At 63.3% G+C, this 14,622-nt stretch carries 17 protein-coding genes; 9 read left to right on the top strand and 8 right to left on the bottom strand.

Annotated elements, in window-relative coordinates:
- Positions 1–75 precede the first annotated feature (75 nt).
- Genes ccmA through ccmI form a run of 9 tightly spaced genes read left to right on the top strand, consistent with a single transcriptional unit; the run spans position 76 to position 7,132 of the window.
- The gene (gene ccmA, locus PHS32_RS08325; protein ID WP_301078457.1) at positions 76–708 is read left to right on the top strand and encodes a cytochrome c biogenesis heme-transporting ATPase CcmA; all 633 of its coding nucleotides are present in this window, start codon (positions 76–78) and stop codon (positions 706–708) included.
- Positions 705–1,388: a heme exporter protein CcmB gene (ccmB, locus tag PHS32_RS08320; RefSeq protein WP_301078456.1), complete on the top strand. Its 684-nt coding sequence runs from the start codon at positions 705–707 to the stop codon at positions 1,386–1,388. The genes ccmA and ccmB overlap by 4 nt, the downstream gene beginning before the upstream one ends.
- The gene (ccmC, locus tag PHS32_RS08315) at positions 1,385–2,125 is read left to right on the top strand and encodes a heme ABC transporter permease CcmC (protein ID WP_301078455.1); all 741 of its coding nucleotides are present in this window, start codon (positions 1,385–1,387) and stop codon (positions 2,123–2,125) included. The genes ccmB and ccmC overlap by 4 nt, the downstream gene beginning before the upstream one ends.
- Positions 2,112–2,291 (top strand): heme exporter protein CcmD, encoded by a 180-nt coding sequence (ccmD, locus tag PHS32_RS08310; RefSeq protein WP_301078454.1) that lies wholly within the window; start codon positions 2,112–2,114, stop codon positions 2,289–2,291. The genes ccmC and ccmD overlap by 14 nt, the downstream gene beginning before the upstream one ends.
- The gene (gene ccmE, locus PHS32_RS08305; protein ID WP_301078453.1) at positions 2,288–2,731 is read left to right on the top strand and encodes a cytochrome c maturation protein CcmE; all 444 of its coding nucleotides are present in this window, start codon (positions 2,288–2,290) and stop codon (positions 2,729–2,731) included. Before ccmD ends, ccmE begins: the two co-directional genes overlap by 4 nt.
- Positions 2,732–2,782: 51 nt before the next feature.
- Entirely contained in the window at positions 2,783–4,750 is a 1,968-nt protein-coding gene (locus PHS32_RS08300; RefSeq protein WP_301078452.1) for a heme lyase CcmF/NrfE family subunit, read from the top strand.
- Positions 4,747–5,274, top strand: coding sequence for a DsbE family thiol:disulfide interchange protein (locus PHS32_RS08295; protein WP_301078451.1), 528 nt, complete (start codon positions 4,747–4,749; stop codon positions 5,272–5,274). The genes PHS32_RS08300 and PHS32_RS08295 overlap by 4 nt, the downstream gene beginning before the upstream one ends.
- Complete coding sequence (locus PHS32_RS08290; protein ID WP_301078450.1) at positions 5,271–5,738, top strand: cytochrome c-type biogenesis protein; 468 nt, start codon at positions 5,271–5,273, stop codon at positions 5,736–5,738. The genes PHS32_RS08295 and PHS32_RS08290 overlap by 4 nt, the downstream gene beginning before the upstream one ends.
- The gene (ccmI, locus tag PHS32_RS08285) at positions 5,735–7,132 is read left to right on the top strand and encodes a c-type cytochrome biogenesis protein CcmI (protein WP_301078449.1); all 1,398 of its coding nucleotides are present in this window, start codon (positions 5,735–5,737) and stop codon (positions 7,130–7,132) included. Before PHS32_RS08290 ends, ccmI begins: the two co-directional genes overlap by 4 nt.
- A 13-nt stretch (positions 7,133–7,145) precedes the next feature.
- Here ccmI and hemG read toward each other — a convergent pair whose 3' ends face one another.
- From hemG to PHS32_RS08245, 8 genes are all read right to left on the bottom strand, one after another.
- On the bottom strand, positions 7,146–7,679 hold the full coding sequence (hemG, locus tag PHS32_RS08280; protein ID WP_301078448.1) for a menaquinone-dependent protoporphyrinogen IX dehydrogenase: 534 nt from the start codon (positions 7,677–7,679) through the stop codon (positions 7,146–7,148).
- The gene (fusA, locus tag PHS32_RS08275; RefSeq protein ID WP_301078447.1) at positions 7,676–9,751 is read right to left on the bottom strand and encodes an elongation factor G; all 2,076 of its coding nucleotides are present in this window, start codon (positions 9,749–9,751) and stop codon (positions 7,676–7,678) included. The genes hemG and fusA overlap by 4 nt, the downstream gene beginning before the upstream one ends.
- 66 nt (positions 9,752–9,817) lie before the next feature.
- Positions 9,818–10,366: a crossover junction endodeoxyribonuclease RuvC gene (ruvC, locus tag PHS32_RS08270; RefSeq protein WP_301078446.1), complete on the bottom strand. Its 549-nt coding sequence runs from the start codon at positions 10,364–10,366 to the stop codon at positions 9,818–9,820.
- Between the two features lies 1 nt (position 10,367).
- Positions 10,368–11,357, bottom strand: a complete 990-nt coding sequence (locus PHS32_RS08265; RefSeq protein ID WP_301078445.1) for a phosphatidate cytidylyltransferase — start codon at positions 11,355–11,357, stop codon at positions 10,368–10,370.
- Between the two features lie 5 nt (positions 11,358–11,362).
- On the bottom strand, positions 11,363–11,974 hold the full coding sequence (locus PHS32_RS08260; RefSeq protein ID WP_301078444.1) for a lysophospholipid acyltransferase family protein: 612 nt from the start codon (positions 11,972–11,974) through the stop codon (positions 11,363–11,365).
- A gap of 68 nt (positions 11,975–12,042) precedes the next feature.
- On the bottom strand, positions 12,043–12,798 hold the full coding sequence (locus PHS32_RS08255) for a transglycosylase domain-containing protein (RefSeq protein ID WP_301078443.1): 756 nt from the start codon (positions 12,796–12,798) through the stop codon (positions 12,043–12,045).
- Positions 12,799–12,922: 124 nt separating this feature from the next.
- A complete protein-coding gene (gene aroE, locus PHS32_RS08250; RefSeq protein ID WP_301078442.1) occupies positions 12,923–13,771 on the bottom strand; it encodes a shikimate dehydrogenase in 849 nt (282 codons plus the stop codon).
- Complete coding sequence (locus PHS32_RS08245) at positions 13,768–14,622, bottom strand: TonB family protein (protein WP_301078505.1); 855 nt, start codon at positions 14,620–14,622, stop codon at positions 13,768–13,770. The genes aroE and PHS32_RS08245 overlap by 4 nt, the downstream gene beginning before the upstream one ends.

The raw sequence follows: 14,622 nt of genomic DNA, 5'->3' as shown, positions 1-14,622 counted from the left end.
AAAGTTTTGATGAACGTCAATAATCGGACCCACCCTTGCCGTAAAATTGGCCTTCCCCTTTACCCCTGACCAGAATTGAAAACTGCGCCAACTCTCTCATTTTCCAAGCTTGCATGCAGTCGGGGGGGTCGGCAACTTTTTCAGGGCATTGATTGTGTACTGGAAGCCGGGCGCTGGCTCTATGTGACCGGTGCCAACGGCGTCGGCAAGACCAGTCTGCTGCGCATGGTGTGCGGTCTGGCGCCGATCGAGGCCGGGCAAATTCTCTGGAACGGCACGTCGATTCACGCGCAGCACGAGGCCTACCGTGAAGACCTGTGTTACCTGGGTCATCTGAACGCCTTGCAGGAGTCCATGACGGTCGACGAGAACCTGATTTTTACCGCTGCCCTGGCCGGCAACGCCACCGAAGCGGCGCAAAGGCAGCAGGTGCTGGCGGACTTTGGCGTGCGCGGCCGCGGGGGCCAATTGGTCAGGCACTTGTCGCAGGGACAAAAACGTCGCGTCGCACTGTCCCGGCTGGCCTTGAGCCAGGCTAGGCTGTGGGTGCTGGACGAGCCGTTTGTGGCGATGGACGAAGCCGGCGTGCGCATGCTGGCCGACCTGATCGCGGCGCATCTGGGCCGCGGCGGGCTGGCCGTTCTGACCAGTCACCAGTTGGTGGACATCGGCTCCGTGCCGGCGCAACTGCTGGAGTTGCGCGCATGAAGAAACTTGGAATGGCGAGCGTCATGCTGGCAGTACTGCGCCGCGAGGTGGCGGTGGCGATGCGGCAAAAAGGCGAAGTGCTGACGCCGCTGGTGTTTTTTGTCGTCATCGCCAGTCTGTTCCCGCTGGGCGTCGGGCCGGAATCGGCACTCTTGCTGCGCATGGCGCCGGGCGTGCTGTGGGTCAGCGCCCTGCTGGCGGCCATGCTGTCCCTGCAACGCCTGTTTGCCACCGATTACGCCGACGGCTCGCTGGAGCAGATGGCGCTCTCCAGCACGCCGCTGGGTCTGCTGGTGGTGGCCAAGGCGCTGTCGCACTTCTTGTTGTCGGGCCTGCCGCTGGTGCTGATGGCGCCGGTGCTGGGCTTGCAGTTCGGGCTGGAGCCGCGCTCACTGGGCATTTTGATGCTGACCCTGTTGCTGGGCACACCGACCCTGAGTCTGATCGGCAGCATTGGCGCGGCCCTGACCTTGGGCGTACGCGGTGCAGGGGTATTGCTGTCGTTGTTAATCCTGCCACTGTATATTCCGGTGTTGATATTTGGCGCCGGCGCAGTGGAAGCCGATGCCGCCGGCCTTGGTTTTGGCGGCCACCTGTCATTGCTGGCAGCCATGCTGGTGCTGTCGGTCTTTTTTGCACCTTTGGCCACCAAGACTGCCTTGAGGATTTCCCTGGAATGAACACTCAAACGATTCACTGGTTCAAGTTTGCCTCGCCGCAGAACTTCTATTATCTGGCCGGCCGCATGTGGCCCTGGTTTGCAATACTGGCAACCGTATTGACGGCGGTAGGTTTGTGGATTTCGTTCTTTGTCGCGCCCACCGACGCGCAGCAGGGCGAAGGCTACCGCATCATCTTCGTCCACGTGCCGGCGTCGCAGATGTCGATGTTCATCTACCTGGTGATGGCCGCCTGGGCTGGCTTCGGCCTGGCCTTCAACACCCGGCTGTCGGGCATGATGGCCTCGGCGCTGGCCCCCACCGGCGCCCTGTTCGCCTTCCTGTCGCTGGCCACCGGGGCTTTGTGGGGGAAACCGATGTGGGGTGCCTGGTGGGTCTGGGATGCACGCTTGACATCCGAGTTGATCCTGCTGTTCCTGTACCTGGGCTTTCTGGCCCTGCAGTCCAGCATCGACGACCCGCGCCGCGCCGACAAAGCCTGTGCCGTGCTGGCCCTGGTGGGCGTGGTGAACGTGCCCATCATCTATTTTTCAGTCAAGTGGTGGAACACCTTGCACCAGGGCGCCTCGGTGTCCTTGACGCGGGCGCCGTCGATGGCGGCCACCATGTTGTCGGGCATGCTGATCATGGTGGTGGCTTGCTGGATGTACGCCATCACCATCGCCTTGCTGCGGGTGCGCAACATTATTCTTGACCGTGAACGTCATACGGAGTGGGTGAAACATGCAGTGGAATAGCGTTTCGGAATTTTTCGCCATGGGCGGCTACGCCTTCTATGTCTGGGGCAGCTTCGGCTTGACCGCCGTGGTGGTGGCCGGCGAAGTGCTGCTGCTGCGGGCCCAGCGGAAAAACATTCTGCGCAACTTGCGCAGTGAACTATTGTCGGAAAGAAACTCGTCATGAAGCCTCGTCACAAACGTGCCGCCATCATCATCGGCGGCCTGGCTGCACTGGGTGTTGCGGCCTATCTGGTGCTCAATGCCTTTCAGAGCAACCTGGTGTTTTTCTTCTCGCCGACCCAGGTGGCGGCGGGCGAGGCGCCCAAGAACCGGACCTTCCGGATTGGCGGCCTGGTCAAGCCCGGCAGCGTCAAGCGCGACAACCTGACCGTCAACTTTGTGGTCACCGATACCGCCAAGGACATGGCCGTGGCTTACACCGGCATCCTGCCGGACCTGTTCAAAGAGGGCAAGGGCGTGGTGGCGCAAGGCAAGATCGACGCCGACGGCAAATTCACCGCCACCGAAGTGCTGGCCAAACACGATGAAAACTACATGCCGCCCGAGGCCAAGCAGGCGCTGGACCAGGCGCAGCTTCAGAAGACCGTCAAGTCACTTAAGTAACATTTTGTGGGACAGGCCCTCGGCTCTGTTCCCAACCGATGAGGATAGATCATGATTCCTGAAATTGGCCATTTTTCACTCATTCTGGCGCTGTTTGTGGCACTGGCCCTGGGCGCCTTGGGCGTGATGGGCGGGCAGCAGGGGCGCTCCGACTGGATGGCGCTGGCGCGCCCCGGAGCGCAGGCGCTGTGGGCGCTGGCCAGCCTGTCCTTCTGCTGCCTCACCTATGCCTTTTTCACCAACGACTTTTCGGTCTCCTACGTGGCGCAGCATTCCAACTCCAAGCTGCCCGACATCTACCGTATCGCCGGCGTCTGGGGCGGCCATGAGGGCTCGCTGCTGCTGTGGCTGGTGATGCTGTGTTCGTGGATGATGGCGGTGTCGCTTTTTTCCCGCCAGTTGCCCGATGTCATGGTGTCCCGGGTGCTGGCCGTGCTGAGCCTGGTGGCGGTCGGCTTCCTGCTCTTCATGCTGACAACCTCGAATCCGTTTTTGCGGCTGAGCGATATCCCGGCCGATGGCCGCGACCTGAATCCGCTGCTGCAAGACCCGGGGTTGGTGTTTCACCCACCCATGCTGTACATGGGCTATGTCGGCATGGCCGTGCCTTTTGCTTTTTCGATAGCCGCCCTGCTCAATGGTCGGCTGGACGCCGCCTGGGCACGCTGGACACGCCCCTGGGCCACCGCGGCCTGGATTTGCCTGACCATCGGCATCGCCATGGGTTCCTGGTGGGCTTACTATGAACTGGGCTGGGGCGGCTGGTGGTTTTGGGACCCGGTGGAGAACGCCTCCTTCCTGCCCTGGCTGGTCGGCACGGCGCTGATGCATTCCCTGGCGGTGACGGAAAAACGGGGGCTGTTCAGAAGCTGGACCATCATGCTGTCCATCATCGGCTTTTCGCTCAGCCTGCTGGGAACCTTCCTGGTGCGCTCCGGCGTCTTGACCTCGGTGCACGCTTTTGCCACCGACCCCAAGCGCGGCATCTTCATCCTGCTGTTCCTGTCCGCAGTGGTGGGCGGCTCGTTGACCCTGTTCGCCCTGCGCTCCGGCAAGGTGCGCTCCGGCGGCGCTTTTGCGATGATCTCGCGCGAAACCTTTTTGCTGGTCAACAACGTGTTGCTGACCACCGCCGCCGCGGCCGTGCTGCTGGGCACTTTGTACCCGCTGATCGTGGATGCACTCAACCTGGGCAAGCTGTCGGTCGGGCCGCCCTACTTCAATTCGGTGTTTGCGCCCATCATGCTGCCGGTCTTGCTGTTCATGGTGCTGGGCACTTATGCACGCTGGAAGAACGACAGCTTGGCCGAACTGGGCCGCAAACTGCGTCCGGTGGCCATTCTTTCGGTCTTGCTGGGCTGCGCCACGCCCCTGCTGGCCGGTCCCTGGTCGGCCCTTGTGGCCTTGAGCCTGACGCTGGTGTACTGGATCGTGCTGTCGTCGCTGCAGCAGATCTACCGTCAACTCAAGGACACCGCCAACTGGAAGGCCACGCCGATCTCGTATTGGGGCATGCACCTGGCCCACATCGGCATTGCCGTGTGCGTGGTGGGCATCACCATGGTGAAGGGTTACGAGACCGAAAAAGACGTGCGCATGGCGATTGGCGACACCGTTGAAGTGGCCGGCTACACCTTCCGGTTGACCAGCATCGGCGAGGTTCCGGGTCCCAATTACAACGCCGACCGCGGGGTGGTCGAACTGAGCAAGAACGGCAAGGTTCTGCGCACCCTGGAGCCCGAGAAGAGAACCTATTTCTCGTCCACCATGCCGATGACGGAAACCGCCATCGACAGCAACTTGGTGCGCGACGTCTACGTGGCGCTGGGCGAGCGGCTGGAGGACGGCCCCACCCCGGCCTGGGCGATGCGGGTTTACCACAAACCCTTTGTCACCTGGATCTGGGTCGGTTGCCTGCTGATGGCTTTGGGCGGTGCCATGGCGGCGCTGGACCGCCGCTATCGCCGTAAAGCCCTGGCGAGCACGGCGCCAAGCCACGCCAAGGGAGTGCCGGCATGAACAAGAAGGCATTGATTCCGCTCGGGATTTTTGCCGTCCTGGTGGTCTTTCTGGCGATTGGCCTGACGCGTGACCCGCACGAAATTCCGTCGCCCTTTATCGGCAAGCCGGCACCGGCCTTTACCGCGCCGCGCCTGCAGGCGCCGGAGCAGCAATTTTCCGGCAAGGACATGCTGGGCAAGGTTTGGCTGCTCAACACCTGGGCTTCCTGGTGCGTCGCCTGCCGCCAGGAGCATCCGATCCTGATGGAGTTTGCCAAGACCAAGACGATTCCCGTGGTCGGTCTTGACTACAAGGATCAAAACACGGAAGGGCTGAAATGGCTGGCCCGCTTTGGCGACCCTTACGACCTCTCCATCACCGACAAGGACGGGCGCATCGGCATCGACTTCGGCGTCTATGGCGTGCCCGAGAGCTTCCTGATCGACAAGATGGGCATCATCCGCTACAAGCAGATTGGCCCGGTGACGGAAGAAGCGTTGCGCGACAAAATCATTCCCCTGGTGCGGGAGCTGCAAAAATGAAATACTGGCTGGCCCTCATCCTGGCGCTGCAATGCGCCCTCTCGTCCCATGCCGGCGAGGCCATCCCGCTGGCCGAGGATCCGGTGGTGGAGCAACGCATGATTGCCATTTCGGAGGAGTTGCGTTGCCTGGTCTGCCAGAACGAATCGCTGGCCGGCTCGCGCGCCGATCTGGCGCAGGATTTGCGCCGTGAGCTGCGCACCCTGATCAAGGCCAACAAGACCGATGCCGAAATCATGGAATACATGGTCAGCCGCTATGGCGACTTCGTGCGCTACCGTCCGCCCATGAAGCCGACCACCTGGCTGCTCTGGTTTGGCCCGTTTTTACTGCTGCTAGGCGGCTTGTTTTTCCTGGTGCGCATGGTGCGCCGCGGTCAAGGCCGCAAGCAGCCGCCGGCACTCGATCCGGAGCAGCGGCAAAAAGCGCAGTCTCTTCTCAAAGATACGGAACTTCCCTCATGACAGTTTTTATAGCAATTGCGGTATTGTTGACGGTGTTGGCACTGGCCTGGCTGGTGCGCCCGCTGCTGTGGCCGGCTGCCCGCTCCGGAGTCTCCAGCGAGCGCCTGAACGCTTCCATCTACCGCGATCAACTCGAGACCCTGGAACGCGACGTCGCGCGCGGCGTCATCTCGGCGGCTGACTGTGAAGCCACCAAGGACGAATTGCAGTTGCGTCTGCTGGACGACACGGCGGACTCGGCAGCCCTGCCACCGCCAGCCAGCACCGGCTTCTGGAGCGGACGGCGCACCGCCGCCGCGATCGCCCTGCTGTTGCCACTGGGGGCCGGCGGCATGTACTGGTGGCTGGGCACGCCGGCCGCGATCGACCCGGTGGCGGCCCAAAAAGCCAACAACGACCAGGTCGCGACCATGGTCGATACGCTGGCGGCGCGCCTGAAGGCCAATCCGGACAACCCCAAGGGCTGGGCCATGCTGGCACGCTCCTACAAGGTGATGGGACGTTTCGCCGAGGCCGAGCAGGCCTTTGTGAAGGCCGGCAACCTGGTCAACACCGAGCCAGACCTCCTGGTCGACTACGCCGACCTGCTGGCAGTGCGCGCCAACAACGACATCGAAGGCAAGCCGCTGGAACTGGTCAACAAGGCGCTGGCGCTGAACCCGCAGCATCCGATGGGTCTGATGATGTCGGGCGTTGCCGCCTACCGTCGCTCCGATTTCACGCTGGCCGTGAAGCAATGGGAGAAGCTGTTGACGGTGCTGGACCCGGGTTCACCGGACGCCCAGCAAGTGGAAGCCGATATTGCTGATGCGCGTGCCAAAGCGGGCCTGCCAACCGGCGCTGCCAAGGCAGCGTCAGGCGCCAAGCCCGGCGCCGGTGCCGATGCCGGCAAACTGCCGCCGGTGGACCCGGCCGCGGCGCCCGCCATGACGCCGGAAAAGATCAATCAGATGATAGACGGCCTGGCGGCGCGCCTGAAAGCCAACCCGGATGATCTGGCTGGCTGGATACGGCTGGGGCGCGCCTACAAGGTGCAGGGGCGCCTGGCCGAGGCCGAACAGGCTTATGGCAAGGCCGGCAAGCTGATCGACACCGATGCCGACCTGCTGACCCAGTATGCCGACTTGTTGGCCACGCGCTCCGGCAACATCGAGGGCCGGCCACTGGCGCTGGTGAACAAGGCACTGGTCTTGAACCCGAAGCATCCGGTGGCCTTGATGCTGGCCGGCACTGCCGCCTACCGGCGCTCCGACTATGCGCAAGCGGTGGCGCATTGGGAAAAAGTGCTGGCGGTACTGCCACCGGGGTCGCCTGACGCCAAGCAGGTGGAAGCTGAAATTGCCGATGCGCGTACCAAAGGCGGGCTCGGTCTGGCGCAGAAGGCCAAGCCCTGAGCCAGGCCTCAGATCATTTCGTCATTTCGCTTAGCTGGCGGCCAAAGGCCTCGACCCGCTGCCAGTCGGTGAACTCGATGATGGCCTTGGGATCGGTCGGGCCGTTCGTCATGAGCATGATGAAGCGGATCATGAGACGGTCGAAAAAGCGGTAACGCGGATAGTCCAGCTTGCCGGCGAAGACTTCCAGCAGTTTCGGTTTCCAGCTGATCTGGCGCAGGAATTTGATCAGGTAGGGGTTGGTCCCGGGCCGGTTTTTCTCCGGTTTGCGGGCCACGATGTTGACGGTAAAAAAAGCATTCGCCTTGCCCTCCAGCAAGGCCTGATGGCGGCCTATGAACTGCGCCACCTGCGGCTGGTGTTTGCCGTAGCGGATGCTGGCGCCGATGACGATGCTGTCAAAAGCCGGCAAGTCGAGCGCCTCGGCTTGCGCCAGCGCAGCCACGGTCACGCTGTGCCCCTGCTGCTCGATGACTTGGCGCAAGCGCTCGCAGATCCGTACCGTGTGGCCGTCGGTGGTCGAATAGGCAATTAGAAAGCGGCTCATCGAGCGGGTCCGCCCGACTGCTCGTCGTCCAGGTTGACGGCCTTGAACTTGCTGGCGAGGTGCTGCTGGGTGGCATCCGGTACCGGCGCGTAGTGCGAGAACTCGATGCTGTAGGAACCCTCGCCGCCGGTCAGCGACTTCAGGCGGCCCTGATAGTCGCCCAACTCGGCCAGCGGAATCACGGCGCTGATGGCCACCGCCGCGGCCGGCCGCGGTTGCGTTCCGGTGACTTGGCCGCGCTTGCTGGCAAGATCGCCCGTGAGGTCGCCGATGGTGGCTTCGGGCGCCAGCACCTCGATATTGACCAGCGGCTCCAGCACAATCGGGCGCGCTTGCCGCACTGCATCGATGGTGGCCTTGCGCCCGGCGGCGGTAAAGGCAATATCCTTGCCGTCGACCGCGTGGGTCTTGCCGTCATGCACCGTGACCCGCAGGTCGTGCAAGGGGTAGCCGGCCACCACGCCCTCGGCCAGCGCCTGGTGCACGCCTTTCTCCACCGCTGCCATGAAGACCCCGGGGATGGCACCGCCCTTGACGATGTCGACGAATTCGAAACCGGCGCCGCGCGCCAGCGGCTCGACGCGCAGCATGACCTCGCCGAACTGGCCGGCGCCACCGCTTTGTTTCTTGTGCCGGCAGTGGCCTTCGGCGTTGGCGGTGATGGTCTCCCGGTAGGCGATTTGCGGCGCGCTGGTGTCGAGTTCCATCTTGTACTGCTGCTGCATGCGCGAGAGCTTGGCCCGTAAGTGCATTTCACCGAGTCCACGGATCACGGTTTCATTGGTGCCGGGATGGCGCTCGATCTTGAAGCAGGGGTCTTCCAGCTCCAGCTTGTGCAGGATGTCGAACAGACGCTGCTCGTCGCCCTTGCGCCGCGTCTGCACCGCCAGGCCGTGCATCGGCTGCGGGAACGCCAGTGGTTTGAGATGAATGTTGTCCTCATCGTGCGAATCGTGCAGCACGCAGTCGAATTCAATCTCGTCGACCTTGGCCACGGCACCGATGTCGCCCGGCACCAGCTGATCCACTTCGACGTGGTCCTTGCCCTGCAGACGGTACAGATGGGCCACCTTGAACGCTCGTTTGGCGGAGCTGACGAACAGTTGCGCGTCGCGCCGGATGGTGCCCTGGTGCACCCGGAAGACGCCCAGTTTGCCGATGAACGGGTCGATCACCACCTTGAACACATGCGCCAACACGTGCAGTTCGTCATCGGGTTGGGCCTGGAAGGCTTGCGGCTCGGCGCCCGGTTCACCACGGTAGAACGGTGGCGGGTTGCCCTCGGCCGGATTGGGCGCCAGCCGCACCAGGGCGTCCAGCAGTTGCGGTATGCCGGCGCCGGTGCGGGCCGACACGAACAGGATCGGGATCAGATGGCCGGCGCGCAAGGCACGCTCGAACGGCGCATGCAACTCCTCCAGGCTGGGGTCGGCGCCGGTTTCAAGGTAGCGCGCCATCAGGCTGTCATCCTCTTCCACGATCTGATCGATCAGGCTGCGGTGCGCCGCCGCGATGGAGGCAAAGTCGCTCTCGCCGTCTTCATGACCCAGCAGTTCCACCACGTCTTGCCCGTTGTGCGTGGGCAGGTCCAGCAGCAGGCATTGCTTGCCGAAGCGTTCACGGATCTCCGCCACCAACACCGGCAAATCGACGTTGTCGGCATCGATCTTGTTGACCACCAGCATGCGGCACAAGCCGCGTTCGCCGGCCAGCGTGAACATGCGCTCGGTGGCCAGTTCAATGCCGGTCTGGGCGTTGATCACCACCAGCGCGGTATCGACCGCCGCCAATGCGCCCATCGACTGCCCGGCAAAGTCAGGGTAGCCGGGGGTGTCTATCAGGTGAATCCGGTTGCCGCTCCAATCGAAGCTGACCAGCGCCGCCTGCAATGAGTGCCCCAGTTCTTTCTCGATCGGGTCGAAGTCGCAAACGGTGTTGCCTTTTTCGACCGAGCCCCGACTCTGGATGGCCCCGCTGGCGGCCAGCAGACTCTCGGCCAGGGTGGTCTTGCCGGCGGCACCGTGCCCGACCAGGGCGACGGTGCGAATGTGGGTACAGCTTGTCTGACTCATGAGTGTCCCTTAAGTTGCTTGAAGTGACGAAATCAAGCACACATCTTACTGGACAAAAGAAGCGCCTCAGCGGCTGCGTCCGGCCTTGTATTTGCCGCTACCGGCGCCAATCACGCCATCGGCCCGCGCCAGGCGGGCCAGGGCTTTGGCGGCGTGGGCGTGGGTGATGGCCAGGCCCAGGGCGTCGGCGGCATCGGGGCCGGGCAGTCCCGGCAAGCTCAGCAGGCGGCGCACCATCTCCTGGACCTGGGTCTTGTCGGCGCGGCCATAACCAACCACCGCTTGCTTCATTTGCAGCGCGGTGTATTCAGCCACCGGCAAATCGTTGGACACCAAAGCGGTGACGCAGGCACCGCGGGCCTGGCCCAGCAACAAAGTCGATTGCGGGTTGACATTGACGAAGACGATTTCGACCGAGGCGCAATCGGGCTGGTAGCGCGTTATGACCTCTTTGACGCCGTCGAACAAAACCTTCAGGCGCGCCGGCAACTGGCCTTTTTCCAAGTGAGTGGTGCTGATGGTGCCGCTGGCCACATAAGTCAACTCCGATCCGGCTACGTCGATCAAGCCGAAGCCGGTGGTGCGCAGACCGGGGTCGATACCAAGAATTCTCATCCTAGAGCCCAAAATACCAGCGCACCGAATGAAAGAAGACCGGCGCGGCAAAGCACAGCGCATCGACCCGGTCCAGCAGCCCGCTGGCGCCGGTGACGGCGCTGCCCTGGCCGCGCCAGATCGGAATGCCACGGTCGCGCTTGAGGGCTTTCATCACCAGATGCCCGAACGACCCGGCGACACAGGCGATGAAGGACATTGCAAATGCCTGGCCCGGCACAAAAGGGGTAATGCCGGCCAGCAAGGCACCCAGCAGGCTGCCGACGGCGATGCCGATCCACCAGCTGGGCCAGTTGAAACTCTGGCTGATGGCCGCTGCCGCGGGCGCTCTTTGCAGCCGGCGCGAGGCCAGATGCTGCACGATCATGCTGGTCTGCACCACCAGCACCAGAAAGAAAATCAGAAACGCGTTCTTCTTGTCGTAGCCGGGGAAATCGAGCAGCAGCAAGGCCGGCACATGGCTCATGCCGTAGATGCAGACCATGATGCCCCATTGCAGTTTGGCGTTGCGTTCCAGAAAGCGCTGCGGGTCGTTGGCCAGCGCGCTGACCACCGGGATCGCCAGAAACACATAGACCGGGATGAAGACGGTGAACAGGTTGAACAATTCGTTGCCGACCAACGCGTACTGCAGTGGCAGCACGACAAAAAATGCCAACACCAAGCTGCGATGGTCGCCGCGGCGGGTCGGCGACAGCGTCATGAATTCACGCAGCGCAAAAAAAGATACCAGACCGAACAGCGTCAGCGCGACCCAGTCGCCAGCCAGCCAGCCGATCCAGAACACCAGCATGATGAGCCAACTGGTTCTGAGCACGCCATCGAAGTTGTGCAGGTCACTGCGCTGGCGCTGCGCCTTGGGGCTGTCGCCGAATTCGCGCATGGACAGCAACACGGCGGCGACACTGGCCAGCAGCAACAGGCCAAACACCAGGATGAACAAGGTCCCGACCTGTTGGTTGGGGTTGAGATTTTTCAGAAACTGGTACATCGCGGTTACACGTCGCGCAGCGCCATGACGGCGCTGCGAGCACGCTCCAGAAAAGCGCGCCGCTCCTCACCCGCAGCCAAATGAAGCGGGGCGCCGAAGGTGACCGAGCACAGCACCGGCACCGGCACCACCTCGCCCTTGGGCATGACGCGCTGCACATTGTTGATCCAGGCCGGCACCAGCTCGACCGCCGGAAACTTCAGCGCCAGGTTGTAGAGCCCGGCCTTGAAGGCCTGCGGTTCGTCCTTGTTGCCGCGCGTGCCTTCGGGAAACAGGATGATCGAGTCGCCATGCTCCAGCGCCTCGAACAGGGGCTCCAGCGGGTCTTCGTCGGCGTTGCGCTCGCGCGAAACATAAATGACGTTGAAGACCGCGGTCGTGATCCATTGCCGGAACGGGGTCTTGGTCCAGTAGTCCCTGGCCGCAATGGCGCGGGTGGTGGCGCGCAACTCCTTGGGCAGGGCGGCCCAGATCATCACCAGGTCGGCATGGCTTTGATGGTTGGCGAAGTAGATGCGTTGCTCGGCCTTGGGCGGGCAGCCGTACCAGCGGGCCTGCGATCCGGTTAGAACACGGATCAAACCCAGCAGGAAGTAGCTCATCAACTTGGCACGCATGAAGGGGATGATAATTGGAATGGGCGTGTCCTTGCCGCCATCACGACGCGAAAAAATGCGGCGCCCACTCAGGGCAATTCGGCGCCAGCCAGGCGGTTGGCAATCACGCCGGCGCGCTCGGCCAGGTAGCTGGAGTTGGGCAGTTTCTCAAAATACTTCGGGCGCGGCAGCATCACGGCCAGCCGGGCCGCCTCCAATGCGTTCAGTTCCGACGCCGATTTGTGAAAATAGTGTTGCGCCGCTGCTTCGGCGCCAAAAACGCCCTCGCCCCATTCGACGCTGTTGAGGTAAATTTCCAGAATCCGCTGCTTGCTGAGTAACGCCTCCAGCGCCAGCGTCAAGACCAGTTCCTGACCCTTGCGCAACAGGGTCCGCTCGCCGGTCAGGAACAAATTTTTGGCCAGTTGTTGTGTGATGGTGGAACCGCCCACCACTTTCGGTGAACGCACTGGTTTGCCGTTGGCCTTGGCGGCGCCGGCTTTTTTTCCGGCCTGTGTTTTCGCCACCTGGGCCTCGGCCCTGGCATTCTTTTGCCAAGCCTTTTCCAACGCGTCCCAGTCGACCCCATCGTGTCGGCTGAAACCATCGTCTTCGCTGGCAATCACCGCCTGCTTGAGCTTGTCGGAGATTTGTTCGTAGGGCCGCCACTGCTGGCGCCACGGCAAGCGACCTTTTTCCAGCCGCACGCGCCAGGCTTCGGAACGCTGGAAGGCGGTCGACTGGGGATCCAGCAGCGCCATGGTGGCGATTCGCAGAACAAAGAAAAGCTGCAAGGCGACGGCCGCCACTGCCAGCAAACCGAGCCAGCGTACAAAGGGTTTCAAAGGCCGTCATTGCGGACTTGATCCGCAATCCATGGATCCCGGATCGGGCCTGCCCCGGACTCCGATCCGGGGTCCGGGATGACCGTCGCCAGCGCGCCTGCCACGGGGCCCAATCCCGGGGTCCTCATGCGGCGCCCCGCAGCACCGCGTGCAACTCGGAGAGCACCTGCTGCGCCGGTGGACGCACGCCGCGCCAGAGCAAGAATGCCTCGGCCGCCTGTTCCACCAGCATGCCCAGGCCGTCACGCGCGCTGGCACCCTGCTCGACCGCCCAGCGCATGAAGCCTTGCGCCGCGCTCCCGTACATCAGGTCGTAAGCCAGGGCAGCGGGCTTGAGGGTGCTGCCGGCCACCGGTATGGCGCCACCGCCCAGGCTGCTGGCCGTGGCGTTGATGACAACATCGAAACTTCCGGCCAGCTCCGACAAGCCGCAGCAGAAAAGTTCCGTTTCTTGCGCCGCCGCGAGCGCCGCATGGCGCGCGGCCAGGGCCGCGGCCTTGGGCTCGCTGCGATTGGCCACGGTGATGCTGGCCGGCCGCGCCAGCAGCAGCGGGCCCAGCACGCCGGCCGCCGCACCGCCGGCCCCCAGCAGCAGCAGGTGGCGCCCGCTCAAGTCAAAGCCGGCGTTGCGCTGAATGTCATTGACCAGCCCGACACCATCGGTGTTGTCGGCCAGGATGGCGCCATCCCGGAAAGTCAAAGTGTTGGCGGCCTGGGCCAGCGCCACACGGTCGCTGCAATGGCCGGCCAGCGCCGCCGCCTGGAACTTGAAGGGCACGGTGACGTTACAGCCACGGCCGCCTTCGGCCATGAAAGCGCGCACTGCCGGCACGAAGCCGTCGAGTGCAACCAATCGCTTGCCATAGTGCAGGGTCTGGCCGGTGAGTTCGGCAAAGCGAGCATGAATCCACGGCGAGCGGCTGTGCTCCACCGGGTTTCCCAGCACGCAATAGAGGTCGATGGACATGGTCAATGTGCCGTGAGTAAGGTTTCCAGCGTTTCGTCGCGCGTGAATTTGAAGCGCGAGACGACCCAGATCTGCTCCGCTTGACGCCGCATCGCCGCGTTGAAGCGGCCGAACGGCGCCGCGCTTTTGACAATGGCCGCAGCACGCCGATCGAGTGCCCGGTTGCCGGAGCTTTCGACAATTTCGATCTGGTGAATCCGCCCATCGAAATTGACGGTGATACCCATCGTCAATTCTCCATACAGCTTCCGGCCCGCCGCCTCGGGAAAGTTTTCGGTGCCCTTGTCTTCGATGCGACGGCGCAACCGGTCGTAATAGACCGCATACACCTCTTCGCGGGTGGCCGGGCTGATGTAGCGCTTGCGCGGGCGCGTGTTTTCCAGCTTGATGCGCCGCTCGATCTCGGCCAGCAGCTTGCTCAATTGGCGCCGCATTTCCTCGCGCTGCACCTGGTCCGGCGCGGCATTGCTGGGCTGGCTGGGGTCGGATGGAGGCAGCGCCGCCAGCCTGGCTTTGACCTCGGCCAGCAGCAGATTCTGTTGCTCCTGCAACTGCTGCAATTGACGCGCCACCTGGGCCTCGGTTTGGTCACCCGCTTCAGCCAGCGGGGCCGGCGGCAGGGGACTGGTGGCACGCCCGCGCTCAGCCTCGCCGCCACCGGCCATGGCGGCCTGGGCAATGGCCAGCGCCTTGTCGGGGCGCTCGCTGGTGCGGGCGTTGACCAGAATGACTTCCAGTGGCGTGTCTTCAAAGACCCGGTTGAAGGCTTCGGGGTCGACAAAGCGCACCGTCAGCAGCGCGCCATGCACGGCGATGGAGACGCCGAGTGCGAGCTGGAGAGTGCTGAAAGACCGCAG

Origin of the sequence: Rhodoferax sp. (assembly GCF_028714215.1) — a bacterium.
Taxonomy (GTDB): domain Bacteria; phylum Pseudomonadota; class Gammaproteobacteria; order Burkholderiales; family Burkholderiaceae_C; genus Rhodoferax.
Note: the sequence above shows the minus strand (reverse complement) of the source record. Positions and strands in the feature narration are given on the sequence as shown.

Excerpts from the sequence above, each read along its gene's own strand:
- fusA (WP_301078447.1), bottom strand. The coding sequence starts at position 9,751 with ATGAGTCAGACAAGCTGTACCCACATTCGCACCGTCGCCCTGGTCGGG.
- PHS32_RS08295 (WP_301078451.1), top strand. The coding sequence starts at position 4,747 with ATGAACAAGAAGGCATTGATTCCGCTCGGGATTTTTGCCGTCCTGGTG.
- PHS32_RS08265 (WP_301078445.1), bottom strand. The coding sequence starts at position 11,357 with ATGTACCAGTTTCTGAAAAATCTCAACCCCAACCAACAGGTCGGGACC.
- PHS32_RS08260 (WP_301078444.1), bottom strand. The coding sequence starts at position 11,974 with ATGCGTGCCAAGTTGATGAGCTACTTCCTGCTGGGTTTGATCCGTGTT.
- ccmI (WP_301078449.1), top strand. The coding sequence starts at position 5,735 with ATGACAGTTTTTATAGCAATTGCGGTATTGTTGACGGTGTTGGCACTG.
- ccmE (WP_301078453.1), top strand. The coding sequence starts at position 2,288 with ATGAAGCCTCGTCACAAACGTGCCGCCATCATCATCGGCGGCCTGGCT.
- PHS32_RS08290 (WP_301078450.1), top strand. The coding sequence starts at position 5,271 with ATGAAATACTGGCTGGCCCTCATCCTGGCGCTGCAATGCGCCCTCTCG.
- ccmC (WP_301078455.1), top strand. The coding sequence starts at position 1,385 with ATGAACACTCAAACGATTCACTGGTTCAAGTTTGCCTCGCCGCAGAAC.
- hemG (WP_301078448.1), bottom strand. The coding sequence starts at position 7,679 with ATGAGCCGCTTTCTAATTGCCTATTCGACCACCGACGGCCACACGGTA.
- ccmB (WP_301078456.1), top strand. The coding sequence starts at position 705 with ATGAAGAAACTTGGAATGGCGAGCGTCATGCTGGCAGTACTGCGCCGC.
- PHS32_RS08300 (WP_301078452.1), top strand. The coding sequence starts at position 2,783 with ATGATTCCTGAAATTGGCCATTTTTCACTCATTCTGGCGCTGTTTGTG.
- ruvC (WP_301078446.1), bottom strand. The coding sequence starts at position 10,366 with ATGAGAATTCTTGGTATCGACCCCGGTCTGCGCACCACCGGCTTCGGC.
- ccmD (WP_301078454.1), top strand. The coding sequence starts at position 2,112 with ATGCAGTGGAATAGCGTTTCGGAATTTTTCGCCATGGGCGGCTACGCC.